The 19092-nt window shown below is 35.6% G+C and carries 18 protein-coding genes and 1 pseudogene; 4 read left to right on the forward strand and 15 right to left on the reverse strand.

Translation table 11 applies throughout. The features are described 5' to 3' along the window. Window positions 1-10: 10 nt before the first annotated feature. The 11 genes and pseudogenes from ASU03_RS13650 to galU all read right to left on the reverse strand — a co-directional run bounded on the left by ASU03_RS13650 (window position 11) and on the right by galU (window position 11546). Window positions 11-1003, reverse strand: a complete 993-nt coding sequence (locus ASU03_RS13650; RefSeq protein WP_057832357.1) for a glycosyltransferase — start codon at window positions 1001-1003, stop codon at window positions 11-13. Next, window positions 993-2063, reverse strand: a complete 1071-nt coding sequence (locus ASU03_RS13655; protein ID WP_057832358.1) for an acyltransferase family protein — start codon at window positions 2061-2063, stop codon at window positions 993-995. The genes ASU03_RS13650 and ASU03_RS13655 overlap by 11 nt, the downstream gene beginning before the upstream one ends. Before the next feature lie 73 nt (window positions 2064-2136). Continuing rightward, window positions 2137-2316, reverse strand: a pseudogene (locus ASU03_RS22120) (DapH/DapD/GlmU-related protein); the annotation flags it as partial. 344 nt (window positions 2317-2660) lie between these two features. Then, window positions 2661-3854 carry a glycosyltransferase gene (locus ASU03_RS13665; RefSeq protein ID WP_057832359.1) on the reverse strand — a complete coding sequence of 398 codons (1194 nt, stop codon included), beginning with the start codon at window positions 3852-3854 and terminating at the stop codon, window positions 2661-2663. Next, entirely contained in the window at window positions 3851-4969 is a 1119-nt protein-coding gene (locus ASU03_RS13670) for a glycosyltransferase family 4 protein (RefSeq protein ID WP_057832360.1), read from the reverse strand. Before ASU03_RS13670 ends, ASU03_RS13665 begins: the two co-directional genes overlap by 4 nt. After that, the gene (locus ASU03_RS13675) at window positions 4966-6057 is read right to left on the reverse strand and encodes an acyltransferase family protein (RefSeq protein WP_057832361.1); all 1092 of its coding nucleotides are present in this window, start codon (window positions 6055-6057) and stop codon (window positions 4966-4968) included. The genes ASU03_RS13670 and ASU03_RS13675 overlap by 4 nt, the downstream gene beginning before the upstream one ends. Further along, entirely contained in the window at window positions 6054-7277 is a 1224-nt protein-coding gene (locus ASU03_RS13680; RefSeq protein ID WP_057832362.1) for an O-antigen ligase family protein, read from the reverse strand. The genes ASU03_RS13675 and ASU03_RS13680 overlap by 4 nt, the downstream gene beginning before the upstream one ends. 4 nt (window positions 7278-7281) lie before the next feature. After that, window positions 7282-8247, reverse strand: coding sequence for an acyltransferase family protein (locus tag ASU03_RS13685; protein WP_057832363.1), 966 nt, complete (start codon window positions 8245-8247; stop codon window positions 7282-7284). Window positions 8248-8281: 34 nt separating this feature from the next. Beyond that, window positions 8282-9169, reverse strand: coding sequence for a glycosyltransferase family 2 protein (locus ASU03_RS13690; protein WP_082627285.1), 888 nt, complete (start codon window positions 9167-9169; stop codon window positions 8282-8284). 58 nt (window positions 9170-9227) lie between these two features. Then, window positions 9228-10394: a nucleotide sugar dehydrogenase gene (locus ASU03_RS13695; protein WP_057832365.1), complete on the reverse strand. Its 1167-nt coding sequence runs from the start codon at window positions 10392-10394 to the stop codon at window positions 9228-9230. Window positions 10395-10601: 207 nt separating this feature from the next. Then, the gene (gene galU / locus ASU03_RS13700; protein WP_057832366.1) at window positions 10602-11546 is read right to left on the reverse strand and encodes a UTP--glucose-1-phosphate uridylyltransferase GalU; all 945 of its coding nucleotides are present in this window, start codon (window positions 11544-11546) and stop codon (window positions 10602-10604) included. 493 nt (window positions 11547-12039) lie between these two features. Between galU and ASU03_RS13705 the strand changes: the two genes are divergently transcribed. From ASU03_RS13705 to ASU03_RS13720, 4 genes are all read left to right on the forward strand, one after another. Then, window positions 12040-12714: a transglutaminase-like cysteine peptidase gene (locus ASU03_RS13705; RefSeq protein WP_057832367.1), complete on the forward strand. Its 675-nt coding sequence runs from the start codon at window positions 12040-12042 to the stop codon at window positions 12712-12714. A gap of 67 nt (window positions 12715-12781) precedes the next feature. Then, window positions 12782-14803 carry a bifunctional diguanylate cyclase/phosphodiesterase gene (locus ASU03_RS13710; RefSeq protein WP_057832368.1) on the forward strand — a complete coding sequence of 674 codons (2022 nt, stop codon included), beginning with the start codon at window positions 12782-12784 and terminating at the stop codon, window positions 14801-14803. Window positions 14804-14834: 31 nt separating this feature from the next. Beyond that, window positions 14835-15380 carry a hypothetical protein gene (locus ASU03_RS13715; protein ID WP_157465906.1) on the forward strand — a complete coding sequence of 182 codons (546 nt, stop codon included), beginning with the start codon at window positions 14835-14837 and terminating at the stop codon, window positions 15378-15380. A gap of 112 nt (window positions 15381-15492) precedes the next feature. Continuing rightward, window positions 15493-16818: an O-antigen ligase family protein gene (locus tag ASU03_RS13720; protein ID WP_057832370.1), complete on the forward strand. Its 1326-nt coding sequence runs from the start codon at window positions 15493-15495 to the stop codon at window positions 16816-16818. A 100-nt stretch (window positions 16819-16918) separates the two neighbouring features. Here the strand turns inward: ASU03_RS13720 and rplS are convergent, their stop codons facing one another. From rplS to rpsP, 4 genes are read right to left on the reverse strand one after another with little or no spacing between them, the layout of a single operon-like run. Next, a complete protein-coding gene (rplS, locus tag ASU03_RS13725) occupies window positions 16919-17272 on the reverse strand; it encodes a 50S ribosomal protein L19 (protein WP_057832371.1) in 354 nt (117 codons plus the stop codon). Between the two features lie 26 nt (window positions 17273-17298). Continuing rightward, window positions 17299-18090 carry a tRNA (guanosine(37)-N1)-methyltransferase TrmD gene (trmD, locus tag ASU03_RS13730; protein ID WP_057832372.1) on the reverse strand — a complete coding sequence of 264 codons (792 nt, stop codon included), beginning with the start codon at window positions 18088-18090 and terminating at the stop codon, window positions 17299-17301. A gap of 39 nt (window positions 18091-18129) precedes the next feature. Continuing rightward, on the reverse strand, window positions 18130-18660 hold the full coding sequence (rimM, locus tag ASU03_RS13735) for a ribosome maturation factor RimM (RefSeq protein ID WP_057832373.1): 531 nt from the start codon (window positions 18658-18660) through the stop codon (window positions 18130-18132). 27 nt (window positions 18661-18687) lie between these two features. Further along, the gene (gene rpsP, locus ASU03_RS13740; RefSeq protein WP_057181877.1) at window positions 18688-18936 is read right to left on the reverse strand and encodes a 30S ribosomal protein S16; all 249 of its coding nucleotides are present in this window, start codon (window positions 18934-18936) and stop codon (window positions 18688-18690) included. Window positions 18937-19092: the final 156 nt, after the last annotated feature.

Consider the following 19092-nt stretch of genomic DNA (forward strand, 5'->3'; position numbering starts at 1 on the left):
GAAAAACAGGCTAAGAAAAAAATGCATTTTTTAACGTTTTTGCCATCGTATAATTTGTTATATCTACCGGCTGGGTTAAAATCTCACGGGCTGATAGTTCGTCAAAGGTAATTTCAGGCATTGGCGTATCGGGTAAGGTAACCGTAAATAATTCACTACCAATTTCATTGGCAATTTGTAGCTGATGATCATCGGAAAATTCATTATATTTTGCCACGCGTGGCACAAAAATCACTTTCTTTTGATAACTCAGCATTAAATTAATACTGCCAATACCACAATGACTGATCACCAAACTCGCCTGTTTTACTAGCGACTCCATTTCGTCTCTGCTGATCATCTCAACCACTTCACCATTAGCGGGTAGTTGAGTCACTTTATTATGGCTGGCTTGTATCACCCATTTCACCCGTTTGTCGTGATATAACGGTAACGCGGCTAGCAGGGTAAACAAGCGAGCAAAGTCATATTGATTAGTGCCAACGGTTACAAGGATCATAGGGCAATCATCAACTTTCTTAGACGTTACTTTATAGTTGTTCTCACATAAAATATCGAAACATTTACCAATATATTTAGCCTGATTTTTTTCCGCTATTTTTTGCCACTGACAATAAAAGTCATTGTATAAGTTATACTTTTTAACCAGCTTACCGGTATTCGATAATTCTACTACCCTTGATAAGGTGTCTAAATAGACAAACTTAATAGGGAGAAACTTACATAACAAAGCAAACGGTAAAACGATGGGGCCACCGGTACTAAAAACTACCGATGGGCGTTCACGCAATAATACGTACACAGCATAAAAAATATTAAAAAAGTGAATCAGGAAATTATGTTGCGTATCCCAAATTTTGTACACTTTTTTAATTTTATCGTTACTGATATTTTTTTTATTCGATACCAAGGAAATATTTTCACACAGACTAGTAGCACACATAGCTTGCGTTAAATGACCACCAGCCGAGGCTATTATTAATATTCTTTTACTATATTCCATCACTTACCCTATTAGTGATTGTCTCTTTTTTATATTTAGCAGTAAATTTCCTCGCTAAAGTTACGCCTGGTTTCTCTACAAATCGACAACTCAGTTCAGCAACAATAATAGAAACAATTAAGACAGTTAAAAACACTAGAGCAAAACCTAACGAGGTAAAGGCGAAGTCACCAAATAGGTGAAATACAGCACCAATCACCACAGCATGTAATAAATAAAGAGAATAAGAAACCTTACCTAAATAGATAAAAAACGGATTGTTTAACTTTATTTTGGTAACCAATAGATAAAATACAGTAAAAGCAGACAACTGAGTTACATACCAAGATAGCCAACCATCTAAGTAATACATACGCTGTGCGACAAACAAGCTAGCAAAATAAAAAATGGTTAATATAATTAAGGGGATTTTCAATTCAGTTTGCTTTTCAAGTAAGTAATTACGTAAAACAGCGCCATAAAACATAGCAGACAAACCTAAAGGCATAATTATAGGAATTTTAATATGATAATAATAACGAATGCTAGCAAAGACAATAGCAGCAAGACTTAAAAGTACCGAGAGTGTTATTAAGTATTTATTATTCTTCAGGCCTCCAAAGTAAAATAACCCTGCACAAGCAATATAAAAAACCAACTCTAAATGCAATGTCCAATAAGCCCCTATAACACTTTCGACACCTAAGAACTTATGAATCATAGTGAAATTAACTAATACTTGTTGAGGTGAATCAACATGCACCCCTACCCCTAATCCAATAATAGTGGCCACTATTATTGAAAACCAATAAGCGGGATATAGTCTAAAAAAACGTTTAATTGCAAAGTTTTTCAGTGCATTTGGTGTTTCACCTTTTAAGCTCCAAGGAATAACAAAACCACTAGTGATAAAAAAAACAATGACCCCTAAACGACCTAAATCAACGGTACTATTAAATCCTGATAATATCGGGTATGCACCCTCATTATATTTAAGAAAAACTTCAAACGTATGATGTACTACAACTAATAATGCAGCAAGCCCACGAATAGAATCAAGATAACCTAACCTGTTGTTCATAAAACCTTCCTAATAAATTTTTTACTAACTAACTTTTATATTTTCCAGTAAAGAGCTGTAATATATTAAAACCTCACACTGAGCCATTTCCATTGTTACGTTTACTTATTATTTTAGCTGGCACGCCACCAACAATAGAAAATTCAGCAACATCTTTAGTCACCACCGCACCTGCGGCCACTATCGCGCCTTTACCTATAGTGACTCCGGGAAGAACAGTGACATTGCGACCTAACCAAACATCGTCTTCAATAACTACGGCTTTCTCTGCTCGATACCCTTGCAATGACATAGGAATATCCGTGCGTTCAAATTCATGCATGCGGCTTAATAACGAAACATTCGGTGCAATCAATACATCATTGCCGATAGTGACTTGCTCTAAATAGACATTTTCATTGATACGACAGCCACTACCAAAAGTAACTTTTTTGCCTTTCGCAATATAAACACCACCGCCAATCATGGCGGGATTACCACCTGTCGCCATGATGTTCAGTACATTTTTAAAATACCAAACACGCCAGTTAGAAAAAATAGGGGTAAAACGTGCTGAGGGTAATTTACTTAAAAAGAGGTAATAAAAAAGTATTTTAATCATGTTATTTCTGCTTGTTTACTTGAATATAAAGTATTGGAATTTAAGTTATCTAAGGCTAAATTATTTAAATAATCCTTTCCAACTTGCTCCGCAGTGTAAAAGGATAAACAATTATCCTCTTGGTATTTTTTAATACTGTTACATAGCTGGGCATTATTTTTGTCTATTTTTGTTATGCTTGCTATCAATTGCGCAACATTAACCGCGGTGATTTTTTCACCAATACAAACATTATTGAAATAACCATCAATACCGGTATTTTCAACATATAAAATAGGGCAACCTACCGATAACGCTTCAATATATGCCATACCAAAGGTTTCATTCATTGCTGGTAATAAAAAGCCTTTACTCTGGCTCATCGCGCTTAATAACACTTGTTGAGAAACTTGCCCTTTTAAATGCACACAAGCGACAGCATTATGTTTAACAATCAGGTTTTCTATTTCGGTTTGATAAACAGCATCCCCAGAGCCATAAACAGTTAACTCTATCGATGAGTTCTGTTTATTAATCGCTGCTATAGCTTCTATCAATTCAGCTAAGCCTTTACGCTTATATTGATGATAACTTACCGCTGTTACATAACCATGACGTAAATCGGCATCTTGCTGCGGGTATGACAGGTTGATATTGCAGATATTAGGTAACAAACTCGTTTTAGCGATAATTGCCAAATCAATATCAAGGATTTTTTGCACAGGGACTTTAGCCCATGCACTTACCCAAAAGACCTTTTTAGCTTGCATAAACACTTTACTAAATAAATTTTTATGCTGCGGTAAACGTCTTATATTATGCATATCACTACCACCACGTACTGATAACACATAAGGTTTATTCATTTTTTGTGCTAAAAAATAAGCCAACACACCTTCACTGGTTAATTTGTGGCCATGAATTAAATCAATATTTAGGTGTTTAATTTTTTGGTGAATATAACAAGCACTGAGCTTCATTGAAAAATAATAAAGAAACGGTAAGGGTATCGCCCAATAAACAATACTTATGCCTTGCTCAAACGACTTAGACGAGAGACTAAATGGGTTAGAGCTACGATTAATAGAAACTACCGTATGTTTAATATTGGTATCTTGTAATTCACAACTCGAAATTAAATTCGCTACAGCTTTAGTGAATGGGTAAGGCCGACCATCGGGGTAATCTTGATGGATATGTAAAACATTCATCGAGCGGCTCTTTCCGCTAACGTTTTTTCAATCACTGCTTTTAATTTTTGACGAAAAGAGTCAATAGAAAATAATTCTGCATTTTCTCTAACCTTTTCAGGTAAAAATACCGGCATAGCTTCAAAACGTGTAACTGCATCAACGACACTTGGAACGGTTTGCTCGGCAAAATGTAACCCTGAACCGCCATCAACAACGGTTTCTAAACATCCACCTTTACCGTAAGCAATAACCGGTGTGCCACAAGCTTGCGCTTCAACGGGAATAATACCAAAGTCTTCTTCGGCAGCAAAAATAAACGCTTTGGCTTTTTGCATATTGTCGATTAGTACTTCGTTAGACTGAAAACCTAACAGTTCAATATTCGCGTAACCTTCCGCTATTTTTTTTATTTTATTAAACTCAGGTCCTTCACCAATCACTTTTAGCTTTTTATCTGGCATTTTAGTAAACGCTTTAACAACCAAATCAATACGCTTATAAGGCACCATTCTTGATGCGGTCAAATAAAAGTCTTCTTTGTGAGTTGCTAAGGTAAATTGCGATAATTTTACCGGAGGATTAATGACCTCAGCTTCACGGCGATAACATTTATGAATACGTTTTTTTATAAAGTTAGAGTTGGCAATAAAGGCGTCAACACCATTGGCTGTTCTGGTATCCCAAATTCTAAATTTATGTAGGAAATAACGAGCAATGGTCGATTTAAGGCCACGCTCCATATTACTTTCTTTTAAATATTGTGCTTGTAGATCCCATGCATAACGCGCAGGTGAATGACAATAACTAATATGCGTTTGTTCCGGCCCTGTGATCACGCCTTTAGCTACGGCGTAACTTGACGATATAATCAGGTCAAATGGCGACATGTCGAACTGCTCAATAGCAATAGGAAACAGTGGGAAGTAATTACGGTATTTACTTTTAGCAAAAGGTAACCTATGTATAAACGAGGTATGTATTTTACGATCACCTAACCATGCTCGATCTTGCTCAGGTAAATAATCAACTAAAGTAAAAACCTCAGCTTGTGGGTAGATGGCTAATATTTCTTCTAGCACTTTTTCAGCACCACCGTTTACCACTAGCCAATCGTGTATTACTGCGACTTTCATTTTATTACCATTTTTTTAGTGCTTGCGGCTATTTTTTGAGAATCTCGATAATAAATTAGCCCAAACATAGTTAAAAGAATCACAACAAATATAGATAGTTCATTTATCGTGCTTTTTGTTGTAAAAACAAGTTGTGAAATAGGTGTCGCTATGAATAAAAAATAATGCAGTACGTAAGCTAATAACGAGTTTCTTCCGATTACGTCTAAAAATGAGAAAATAATCTGTGGAGCCCATTTCTTTGTCGATAGAAGCGCCAAAACACTGCTAATAAAAATAGCAATACCTGTATATATCAATACATATGAAGGATGAGGGGGAGCTTTAAGTTCTGCGTTAGCTAAAGAAAGTAAGGGTGTTTTGCTAACATATTGTAAAATCACAGAGCCTAATACAATAAATATTAGACTCATGCAACCAAACAATAACATTCTCAATTTATCGGTAGAGATCTGTTTATAGAGTCTAGCAAGTAGCATTCCTAACATCACCAAACTAAAAAACGGGAAGAACGGATATACATTATAAAATAGAAAACGAAACCACATAGTCGGAAATTCGGTAGCATAATGACTACCAATATAATAACTAACAGAGTAAGTTATTATGATAACGAATAAGCTTATTACTTTTTTCATTGATTGCAGCCAATACAAAACTAATGGTGCACAAGCAATAGCAAAAAAATAAAAGCTTAGTATTTCACCCGACCTTGAAAAGCTTTGATAAAATAAAGTGCTCAATAAATACTCTTGCATTTCGGGGTATCTAACAGCTGTAGCTAAAACAATAACTTCTCGTCCAAGCAAAACAAGACCTAGACGTGGCATCAGGTTAAAATACAGGCTTTTTACATCATGTAAGCTTTGTATTTTTTTTCCGTAAGCAATCGCAAAAGTAAAACCAAACATTAATATAAAATAAGGCGTAGCAACACGTAAAATAGATTTAATTAAAACTAAAATATCTTTTGTAATTAACTCTCTTGATTCGAGTGCACCAACGTAATGAACAGCAATTAACAACATAATTGCTAATCCGCGGCATGAATCCAACCACGTGATTCTATTCGTAAATACTTTTTTCATTTTGACTCTCGTTTTACAGGTAATGCAGCACGACTAATAGCAAATATAATAAGGGTAAAAAACCACATCATGGTTTGATCACGCATAAATGTAGCTTCTGTAAAATTATAAATAATCGGAATAATACAAGCGATTTTCAAATAATTATTATTTATCCCTTTATAAATAAATATAATTATTGCCATAACAGCACATGAACCTATAACACCTAATTGTATTAGTATATCGATATAGCCATTGTGAGTAGAACCAATTCGTTTTAAATAACTCCAGTCATCGTCAAACATTAGTGGTACTACACCTGTCTGAAAATAAGAGCTATAGCCATAACCTAAATAAAATTTATTATAAATATCCAAATCATCATACAACGTGGTCCAAATAAGGCCGCGTCCTGTAATAGCACTAGGACTGATATAATTACCAATATGAATAAAATCAACAAAAAAATAGCTAAACGATGGAATTAGAATAAATATACTACAAAGAACTATAAATAAACTGGGGATAAGTAATCGGCTTAAATTAGGTAAATATTTAAACAAAACTGAAAATAGTGCAAATAGCATAATACTGGTTTTACTTTGTGTCATAAGTAATAAAACAAAAAACACAGCAGCCAAATAAATTAGAATTCTACTTGATGTTACATTCATTTTGAGAGTTAAAAACATTAAGGCCAGCAAAACCATGATATTTTGCCCCAACATATTTTTACCTTTACTAAATCCAATTAAAGAGCCTCCTGTTGAGAAACCGGTCCCTTTTAATACAGCTACAAGCGTTAACAATAGAATTAAAACACTTGCAATAACTAAACATTTTTCAAAATTATTATGGTACAAAGTAAAATATAGTGATGTAACAACTGTGAAACAGAAAAGCATTTGAAATATGCTTCGTTTAATTGTTAATTGTGGGAAATCAGACCACAAGACACTAACCAGTGCAATACCACATAACATCAGTAGTACTAAAATTAATCCTGCTTTTCTTTTATCAAAGACATAAGGACATTTAACACTGCGCCACATAAAAAAGAAAAACATGAAAAGCCAAAAGGCTTGTTTAACCACGTTACCTTTAGTGTCACCAGATGCTTTATAACTTTCTTCAAACATTAAACCTAGCTTTGGCGTTAAATCGGGTGTAAAAAATCCGAAACAAAAAAGCAAGACTAAAGCAAAGCCATATTTTTCAAGTAATCGCACAAAGTACATAATCTTATTTCCCACCAAAAAAATACTGACGACTTAACCGAGTACGTGAAAGCATATAATGACAAAAAATAGAGAATAAAATAGTGAGCAAAATAAGAAAAAATTGATTATCTAAATTAAAACCATGTTTTACCGTAATTTGTAATGGTTGATGCAGATACATGATCGTCATCGACATGCCTCCTAACATAACAAAAGGCTTTGCTAAATGGCTCATATCACTTGTTTTTTGAGCGACAATAAAAATCACAACCGTTACGGTTAACGACAATACAAACGAGATAATTGGCATGCCTAAATTAGAATATTTAATGTCGATATAAAAAATTTCCGGCATTAGACTAAACGCGATAAAAAACAAAACGGTATATACAATACAAAAATGATTGATGATTGAGGTGACTGAAGTATTAAATTGTTTGTACAGGTAACCAGCATAGTAAAATGGTAGTGCATAAAGTACGGTATTAACTGCCCAGAAATAGCTTTTATCTTGCATAAATGGTTCAGCAATATAAGCTAAGAGCAGCGAAATCAACATAATAATTGATAAAACCTTCTTATTAGCAACAGTAGCGATTAAGGCAAAAACAATCTGCGTTAGAAATAAACTGGTTATAAACCAAAAAACGGATAACTCTCCAGTTAATGCCTGACCGCCCCATAAGGCATCGGTTATTAGGGCAATATTAATCTCATGCGTTTTAAGCCATTCTTTCAATAACAATAATGAAGAAAACACCATTAAAAAACTAGCATAAGGAATAAGTAAAGCATTAGTTTTTTTGTTGATAAAGCTTTTCAACTCTTGTGGTTGCTTAAATAAGTAGCCACTCAGGAAGAAAAACAGCGGCACGTGAAATAAAAATAGTATTTCACGTAAGATACCATCTGTAATATGCCCGATGACAATAGTTAAAATACCAATACCTTTTACAATATCAATCCATTGGTGTTTATTATTTTTCATTGAAATTCTACTAATAACATTATTTCATACACGCTTAATACAAGTCTTGAAGTTTATTCTGATAGAAATACTTTAGCTTTCCGTACCTATCGGCACTTTTAAGTAACCATTTATAATGGTGTACCTTACCAAATGGGTAACTTAAAACGGTTAATATGCTTTCAACACATAAAAAGACTAAATTTTTAACAAAATATTTAGTCTTTTGACTTAATGGCTTGTCATGATACCTGTACTTAGTAAAACTACTACCAATACGTATTTTTCTCTTAATAAGAAACTCAATACACAGTCTATTTTTTTCAATTTCTTCCGATACAATAGCTTCTTGACAATAAACTAGTCTATGGCCTTTTTTATGAAGTCGATGGAAAAAATCAGCATCTTCGCCACCACTCAATCCATACACTAAATCAAATAACTGCCCGTCTATTGCAGACAGACTAACCAAAGTACAATTACACGCTCCGCTACTTACTTCAGTGCCTGTAGCTCTTTCGATACGATCAAAAAAACCACCTGTTATTATCCACGATGGCGTATTTTCAGGGTATGTTGATATCACTCGCCCAAAAACGGCTTGAGCTTTATACGTTTTTGCGGTGTTAAATAACGATACAAGCCAGTTTTTATCTGCGACTTCATCATCATCAAGAAAAGCAATCCATTCACCAGAGGCCTGAGATAAAGTCATATTCCTTGCTGCTGATATATTTTTCTTGGGTTCACTCTTATAAATCAATGAATAGGGATACGAGCCACGTATTTCATTAACTATTTTTATTCCTGAACAATTCTCATCATTATCAACAACAATAACTTCTATCGTTGAATTTTTAGGAATATTTAGGTCAGCCAAGCTCATTAACGTATCAAGTAAATGAGCTCTTTTATATGTACATAAACAAATAGAAATGAGCATTAAATATACTTCTAAAATGATGAACGGCAAAAATCGAGTAACATAAAAAAATTACGTGTTAATCACTTCCAAACAAATCTCTGGTATAAACCTTATCCACCACATCATTCAAGGCGTCACACATGCGATTCGATACAATTACATCTGATATAGCTTTAAATTCATTTAAGTCTTTATAAACCTTTGAATGGAAAAATTCATCTTCTTTTAGTTCAGGTTCAAACAAAATCACTTTAATGCCTTTGGCTTTAATACGCTTCATTATACCTTGTATAGCTGAAGCTCTGAAATTGTCAGAGCCTGTTTTCATAATAAGGCGATATATGCCTACAACCTTTGGATTTTTGTTAATAATGGAGAAAGCAATATGGTCTTTACGCACTATGTTAGATTCAACAATTGAACTGATCAGGGTATTTGGCACATCTTCAAAGTTAGCTCTAAGCTGCTTAGTATCTTTTGGTAAACAATAGCCGCCATAACCAAATGAAGGATTGTTATAGTGATTACCTATGCGTGGGTCTAGCCCGACACCTTCGATGATTTGTTTTGTGTCTAAACCGTGGGTTTCAGCGTAAGTATCTAATTCATTAAAGTATGAAACACGCATTGCTAGGTAGGTATTTGAGAATAGCTTTACCGCTTCAGCTTCTGTTGAGTCAGTTAACAGAATTTCGATATCTTGTTTGATAGCACCTTGGGCTAATAAATTAGCAAATTCTTGTGCGCGCTCTGATTTTTCACCTACGATAATTCTTGATGGATGAAGGTTATCGTAAAGCGCTTTACCTTCACGTAAAAACTCAGGTGAAAATATGATATTGCTGCAACAAAGCTTTTGTTTTATACGCTTGGTAAAACCTACTGGTACGGTAGATTTAATTATCATTACAGCGGTAGGGTTAATTGCCATAACATCTTTTATAACCGCTTCAACCGATGAGGTATTAAATTTATTGTTTACTTCATCGTAATCGGTTGGTGTTGCAATAATTACATAATCAGCATTGGCATAAGCCACGTTTTTATCTGTTGTAGCTGTTAGGTTGAGCTCTTTATTTGCTAGAAAGTCTTCAACTTCAACATCTGAAAAAGGTGATTTTTTATTATTAATAAGGTCTACTTTGTCTTGTAAAATATCAAATGCTACAACTTCATTGTGTTGCGCAAGCAAAACTGCGTTTGATAAACCTACGTAACCTGTACCTGCAATTGTAACTTTCATTATTCGGTAACCCTTTTAAATAACCATTATATGGCTGAATTCTAATTAACCTTCATAAACGTTTTTCGCTATACGTTGGTTTAAATTTATTGTGATTGTTATTCGAGATTAAAACGCCTTTTACAATGACTTTTCTCGCTGCGATCTTTAGCCTGTTGTCGGGTCAAGCCCCGACCTACAATTGACAGGCTAAAGCTTAACCTTTATTTATGATAGCAAAATGGATTCTATGGCTTTTTTGCTTATTTTTTTGGCATCGTCAAAGGCTAACATTTCGTATAATGCGGCCTTAAAGTCTTCGCCTAATTTCCCACACTGCATGCCGTATTCTACGTTAGCTAACATGTAACCGAGTTTTGAACCGCAGTCATGCGACTTACCTATTATATGATAAGCATCTACCGTTTCTAGTCTTTTTAATTGATGAAGTGCATCCGTTAATTGAATTTCTCCGCCAGCGCCAGGCGGGGTGAATTCAAGTAAATCCCAAACTTTGTTTGATAATACGTAACGGCCAGTAATGGCTAAATTGCTCGGTGCTTCACCAATGGCTGGTTTTTCTACCATGTCGGTAATTTTAACACTGTCTCCGGGCTTCATTGTTACGCCGCTTACATCAACCACTCCATATTGATTCACTTGTTCATTAGGAACAGGCTCTACCATTATTTGACTATGTTGAGTTGTTTCAAAACGTTCGATCATTTGCGCTAAATTGTCACGACGATGATCACTTTGATATTTATCGACTATTACGTCAGGTAATAATACCGCAAAAGGGTTGTCACCTATTATGGGGCGAGCCGTTAATATGGCATGGCCTAACCCTAACGGTTGCGCTTGACGTACCGTTATAATGGTAACGCCTTTTGGAATAATGCCGCGAATTTCTTCGAGTAAACTACGTTTAACCCTTGATTCAAGGGCAGCTTCAAGTTCAAAACTTTTATCAAAGTGGTTTTCTATGGCATTTTTACTGCTGTGGGTGACTAAGACAATTTCATTTATGCCTGCGGCAACCGCTTCACTGACAACATATTGAATAAGCGGTATGTCAACAATAGGCAGCATTTCTTTGGGGATGGCTTTAGTGGCAGGTAACATTCTAGTACCTAGTCCCGCAACAGGAAGAACAGCTTTTGTAATTTTCATATACAGCCTATTATCTACGATATTATTAAAATTAGTGTCTAAGAGAGTAAGGAGAGTAAGGAGAGTAAGAGAGTAGTAACTTTTTAGCTATGAAAGAATTATGACGTTTTTACTTAATATCCGTATCATCTGAGAATTAATGACCCGTCCCTTAAATCGAAAAAAGATTATACTTACGCTGTAAATATTAGCAATTCTTATTTCCCTCTTTCATTGATAATAGGCTGAGGTATTACCAATGAAAAAGGTATAACATTACGTTAAATCATCTAACGTAGTAAAAATGAATTTCTCATTGGCTCTATTCTCATTCGGCTATGATATGCAATATCCCTGTACAATTTGTTATTCACGACTAAGGGATGTCAGACTATTCAAATACCTGTTGATTTTATTAGTTCTACCGATTTTTGTTGATTTATAATCATTAACATTATTTAATGCTTTTCAACGGTTAATCCCTTAATGATGTACAAGTAAACTAAGGAGTGTTTTGAAAAACGTTAACACCCTATTATGGTTATTGTTAATCATATTATCTTGCCCATCATCCAGTCAATTAGATGATTTTTTTTCGGCTTCCTTTTATCAAAAACTGACCTCGACTTACGGTGCAGCAGCAAAAAACCGTGCTGAAAAATGGCGTGATATCATTGTTAATAATCAGTCAGACAGTGATTGGGCTAAAATTAACAAAGTGAATCACTTTTTTAATAAAGCCATTACTTACCAAGATGATCTACTTTTATGGGGAAAAAAAGATTACTGGGCTTCACCTGTTGAAACCATTGGCCGTGGTAAGGGCGATTGTGAAGACTTTGCCATTGCAAAATATTTCACTTTGACCTCTTTAGGTGTAGATCCTAATAAATTACGTTTGATGTATGTTCGTCAGCTAACCGTAAACCAACCGCACATGGTATTAATTTATTTTGAAAACCCAAAAGATGTACCTTTTGTTTTAGATAACTTTAATCCTAAAGTGTTACTGGCAAGTAAAAGACGAGACTTAAAACCTATTTATAGCTTTAATGCCGAGGGATTATGGATGGCTAAAGCAAGAGGTTTAGGTCGAAAGGTAACAAATAGCCGAGGTGTTTCCGCTTGGAACAACTTAGTACAGCGCATTGAAGGAGGTGAAATGCAAACATTCGCCACCGTTAACTAAGCCTAAAATAGCTTAAACCATTTAAAAGTAATATAAAAAATAATAATTTCGCAGGGAAGTAATAAATATGACTGTTTCAGTTAAAACAGGAATAAGTTTAAGAACACAGCTTTATAGCTTAGTCATTGGTATCGCGTTAATTACTTTTATTGGCGCTTCTTGGGTAAGTGTCGATACCACTCGTACTTATTTAAACGATCAAATGCAGAGTCACGCTCAAGATGCAGCGACCAGTGTTGGCTTGTCAATTTCACCTTATATGGATGGTGAAAATTTAATGATTGCTGAAACCATGATAGTGGCAATTTTTGACTCGGGCTATTATCAAAAAGTTTCACTAACCGACCTTGATAATAAAATTATAATGTCTCGTGAAAATAATAGGGTTATTGATGGTGTGCCCTCATGGTTTATTAACCTTTTTCAATTAACACCGCCAATTATGTCAAGTGAAGTAAATAATGGTTGGAACATTGCCGGCATATTAAGTTTTCAAAGTCATGTTGGCTCTTCTTATGTGAAGCTATGGCAACATGCTATTAATAATTTTTATTCCTCTTTGGTGATTGCGCTATTTTCATTCTTAGTTGCCCATTTAATATTACGTGCTGTGTTAAATCCGTTATCTCAAGTAGAGGCCCAAGCAAACGCTGTTAGTAAGAAAGACTTCACTTTTATTAAAAAACTTCCTGTGACCCGAGAGCTTAAAGCCGTTATTAATGCCATGAATATAATGGTGAGTAATATACAAGCGTCTTTTGATTTAGCCAGTAAACAAGCGAACAAATTGACTAAAGAATTATTTATCGATGATTTAACTCAATTAGGTAATCGTCGTGCTTTTGAAAGCCAGTTTAAAATAACACTGAATGATTTGCAGCCTAACGACCATGCCACCTTGGGGTTAGTACAATTACACTCATTACAAAGTATTAATACTAAGCTAGGTTATAAGGCCGGTGATGAGTATGTTTGTCAAGCAGCCCAACTGATTACCCAGCAGTTAAACTCATTTATAGGGGCTAAAGTTTATCGCGTCAATGGTGGCAGTTTCTTTTTTACTATTAATACTGTCGGTGATGAGGTAATAAGATTTTGTGAACAACTTAATAATGAATTTTCTATTTTGAACTCTCAGTATTATGAAGCAGGTTTTGGTAAGTTAGTGGCAACCACTTATAATAATAGCGAAGCACTGAGTGAGTTGTTAGCAAAATTAGATACCTTGTTAACACAAGAAAAATCGGCTACGTCTTTAGGTGAAGTTTATAACGATACTAATACTAATAGCCAAACCCCACATGGCTTACATCAGTGGTCTCAGCTTATTGATGATTTAGTGAAAACAAACCCGATTGAGTTTACCTTTCAACCAGTAATTTCAACGACTAATGACTCAACAAGCGATGATGACGTTTTATATTATGAATTGTTTAGTAAATTTATAATCAATAATGAAGTTGTCGCGAACAACCAGTTATATTCTATGGCTGAGCGTACCAACAAATCACAAGAGTTAGATAAATTGGTGTTAAATAAATTAGCCAATTTAACTGATATCAATTTAAATAGTAAAATAGCCATTAACCTTACCCATCAATCATTGCATAGTGCAGAGTTTAGACGTTGGCTGGCACATTTTATTGAAGAAAATAGCAGTAACCTGCCCCGTTTGGTTTTTGAGATTAATGAAGAAGCGATTCTTGCTGGCATAGATTCAAGTATTAAATTTATACAGTCGGTAAAATCTTTAGGCATTGAAATATGTATTGACCGTTTTGGCGCAAGCTTTACTTCTTTTAAATACCTGAAGGGTTTAGATGTCGATTATCTAAAAATCGATGGCGCTTATATCCATGAACTTGAGATAAATCTTGAGAACAAACATTTTATTCAAGCGGTGACACAAATTGGTCATGGCGTAGGCATTAAAATATTAACCAGTCATGTAGATAGTTTAGAAACCCAGCAATTATTGTCAGAGCTTGATTGTGATGGACTTCAAGGAAACTTCATACAAAAAACATTAACTTTGATGGCAAAAGAGTCTAGTTTAGGGTGTGTTTATTCACCTATTAAGTTATCATAAGCGCAATTATAGTATGGGAGGGAACAACGCTATGAACAAGAACACTCTAGCTGCAGCACTTTTAGTCTCGTTAAGCGCAACAATGATGCCAGCTCATGCGATGGATATTGATCCAGCAGCACAAAAAATTATTGATACTGCCATAACAAATGAATGTAACGTTGATATTGCAGATACAAAAGACCTTGATATTGCAATAACGAAAGGCTGTGACCTGAATGCAGCATTAATCGCTTCGATTACTAATAATCCAGATTTAGCTGATTCGTTAGTTGCTACTGCAATTGCTGCAGTAGGCGCAAACACTGAGGCTGCTGAAACATTGATTGCATCAGCAATAATCGCGCTTGGTATAGACTCTCCCCTCATTGCTAATATATTAAAGATTGCAACTGATGCTGGTGTAGATGGCGATACAGTTACTGCTATCGCTATTGCAAGTGGCGTTGATGCTACCATTGCTTCTGAGGCTACTGCAGCAGGCAATCCTGGAAATAATAACGTTAATACGGGCAATACTAACCGTGGTGATTCTGGCGGTGGCGGTGGCGGTGGTGGAATTTCACCCAACCAATAAATAACCTACTTATTGTATAAAAAAAGATCCTGCGGGATCTTTTTTAGTATTAGCGCTATTAGTTCCTTTTTTATGCTTTCCTCTATACCACTACACAAGTAATAAGGTTCCGTTGAATAACTTCTTTTTTTATAGTCTGTGTGCGCTGATTATTTATGCTCCTATCCCCTTAGGCGCTAATAGAATTTGGGCAAGCTCGACTCTTGATTTTTTTATATTTACTTTATTTTTAGGACATTTGTTTTCTACAATAAAAAATAAAAAAACGTTTCTTTGTCCTTCATATTCTCTAGCGGTTATTGTGCCCTTAAGCGTAACTGCATTATGGTTGGTGCTGCAAATGACGCCAGGTTTGGGCACGCTGTTTGGCCGTTCATTTTCAACGCTTTCATTTGATCCTTCCCTGACTCATATCATGCTATTAAAGACGCTAGCGTTAACGTTATTTGCTTGGTTAGTCTTTTATTATGTAAACAGCAAAACATTGGTTTATAAGTTTGCCCTAACCCTATTGATATCTGGCTTGATTCAGGCTTTGTATGCTAGTTGGTTAAACCTTAATGAGGGTATGATATCGCCTATTTTTTATATCCCTTATTCAACAGCAGCTGTTGGCAGTTTTATTTATAAAAATCAATTAGCTAATTACTTAGCGCTGTGTTTGTCTATTGGTATTGGTGTATTGATCAGTCAACTCTCTTTAAAGGGTTCGAGTCAGCAAGTACGCCATAAAATTAGAGATATTGCCTTGGTTTTATTGAGTAGTAAGATGCTGATTCGTTTAAGTTTGATCATTATGATCATTGCTTTAATTTTAACGCGATCACGCATGGGCAACTCGGCCTTTTTCTTGGCTTTAGCTGCTATTAGTCTTTTTGCTTTTTTCTTTTATAATCGTAAACCTAAGTATTTACGGCTGTTAATCTTAAGCTTTTTTATCTTAGATCTTATCTTAATTGGCTCTATTTTTGGTGTAGAAAAGGTCAAGCAACGTTTGTTAGAAACCAGTTTAGCTTCAGAAACAAGAGATGAGGTAATACGTGATTCAATACCTATGATATTAGAATACCCAGTATTTGGTATGGGAGGAGGAAGTTTCTATTCAAGCTTTTCTCAATATCAAGCTGAGCCCTATTCAGGCTTTTATGATCATGCACATAATGACTATATTCAATTTGCGGCTGAACTCGGTTTACCTATAACGTTGTTGTTAGGCGCTATGGTGCTTTATTGCTTGTTTATTTCACTTAAGACCATAGCAAAGCGTAAAACCCCATTATACCAAGGCATCTCTTTTGGTTGTGCCGTAGCCATTATTCATATGCTTTTACATTCGACTGTAGATTTTTCCTTGCAGTCACCTGCTATAGCTCTACTCTTTATCAGCATATTGTCACTCTCTTTAATTTCATCAAATTTGAAAAGAAAACGAAGCTAAATTTAAATACTGCTGGCAACAAAAACAAAAAAGCCTGAATAACGAATTATTCAGGCTTTTTTTCAAACTTTCTTTACAGAAAACTGTATAAAAAATATTTCTATTTCTTAGCCAATTTTTCTTTAATACGTGCTTTACGGCCAGATAGCTCGCGCAAGTAGTAAAGTTTAGCTTGACGAACATCACCGCGACGTTTAACTGTGATTGAATCAACAATTGGGCTATGTGTCTGGAATACACGTTCTACACCAACACCGTTCGAAATTTTACGAACAGTGAAAGCAGAATGTAAGCCACGGTTCTTAACAGCAATAATAACACCTTCAAATGCTTGAAGACGTGATTTCTCACCTTCGGTAACTTTTACTTGAACTACAACAGTATCGCCCGGAGCGAATGTTGGTAGATCAGTTTTCAATTGCTCTTGTTCGAGCATATCAAGAATTTTACTCATAATACCTTCTTCCTAGTGTGCACAGTCTAAGTGGTTTGCTTCGCTTGTTTTTTAATTAAAGCGAGCGCTTTTTCCTGCTCAGCTGTCAGAGCTAGGTTAGTTAATAATTCGGGTCTTCTAGTCCATGTTCTTAACAAAGATTGCTCTTGTCGCCATAAGCGTATATGTTCATGATTACCACTCAGTAACACTTTAGGTACTGACATAGTGTCTCCATCAGGAGTCGTCATTACCTCAGGCCTAGTATAATGAGGACAATCTAATAAACCGTTAGAGAAGGAATCCTGCTCTGCTGATTCTTTATGTCCCAAAACACCTGGCACTAACCGTGCTACGGCATCAATTACAGTCATAGCGGCGAGTTCTCCACCACTTAAAATATAATCACCGACCGACCATTCCTCGTCAATATCTGACGCGATTAATCGCTCGTCTATGCCTTCATATCGGCCAGCAATAAATACTAGTCGGCTATGTTGTGCTAATTCACGTACGCCTTGTTGATCAAGCTTTCTTCCTTGCGGAGACAAATAGATGACTTTGACATTACTATCATCATCACCAGACTCTAGCGCATCTTTACGCGCAGCTTCTCTTGCCGCATGTATAGCATCGCGTAATGGTTGCACCATCATTAACATGCCCGGACCACCGCCATAAGGACGATCATCAACGGTGCGATGTTTATCATGGGTAAAGTCTCTTGGATTCCATTGCTGAAAGTCAATAAGCCCATTACGAATCGCTCGGCCTGTTACTCCATACTCAGTAATAGCATTAAACATTTCGGGAAAAAGGCTTATCACCCCAATCCACATTTTGTCATTCTCTTTAGCAGAGGTAGTGCTAGTCACAAGTTAAAAACCTGGATCCCAGTCAACACAAATTTGTTTATTTTCAATGCTAACAGACTCGATAACTTGTTCAAAAAGATAAGGGATTAACCGCTCTTTTTTACTAAAACCATCATTTAAGTTAGCTTTCACAACCAGTACATCATTAGCGCCAGTTTCCATTATGTCTGAAACTACACCCAGGTCGTAACCTTTGTTAGTCACTACAGACATACCTATTAAATCGCGCCAGTAAAAATCATCTTGCGATAATTCTGGCAACGCTGCTTCACTGGTTTGTATCTCTGAACCGACTAATGCTTGCGCAATATCTCGGTCATCAATACCAGCCACTTTCACAATTAGGCCTTTGTTATGCTTGCGCCAATCAGTAATTTCTACTGTTTGTGTCTTATTCCCTAATTTTAATGACCAAGGAAAATAGTCAAGTATGGCATCGGTTTCACCAGTGAATGAATGAATTTTCAACCAGCCTTTGATGCCATAAACAGCGCCTACTTTACCTAAGGTGATTTGTTTTTCTTCTTTACTCACAAAATTCCCCTACTACCTACTAAGCAATTAAGCCGCAGCTTTTGCGTCTTTAATTAACTTAGCCACACGATCAGACAAAGTAGCACCTTGACCTACCCAATGGGTAATACGGTCTAGATCTAAGCGTAATTTTTCAGCTTGACCTTGTGCTGTTGGGTTGAAGAAACCAACTCTCTCGATGAAACGACCATCGCGAGAATTACGGCTATCTGCAACAACAACCTGATAGAATGGACGCTTTTTAGCGCCGCCACGAGCTAAACGAATGGTAACCATATCGTCCTCTATATATGTTAAGTGTTAAAACGGATTTTCCAGACACTTCCCGCCGACAAGCGACAGAAAAGCACGCGTATTTTACGCTTTTAGTGGATTTTTACAAGTTTTATTTATCTCAGGCATTAGATTAGTTTACTTATATTTGAACCTATG

The organism is Colwellia sp. TT2012, from assembly GCF_001440345.1.
Taxonomy (GTDB): Bacteria; Pseudomonadota; Gammaproteobacteria; order Enterobacterales; family Alteromonadaceae; genus Colwellia.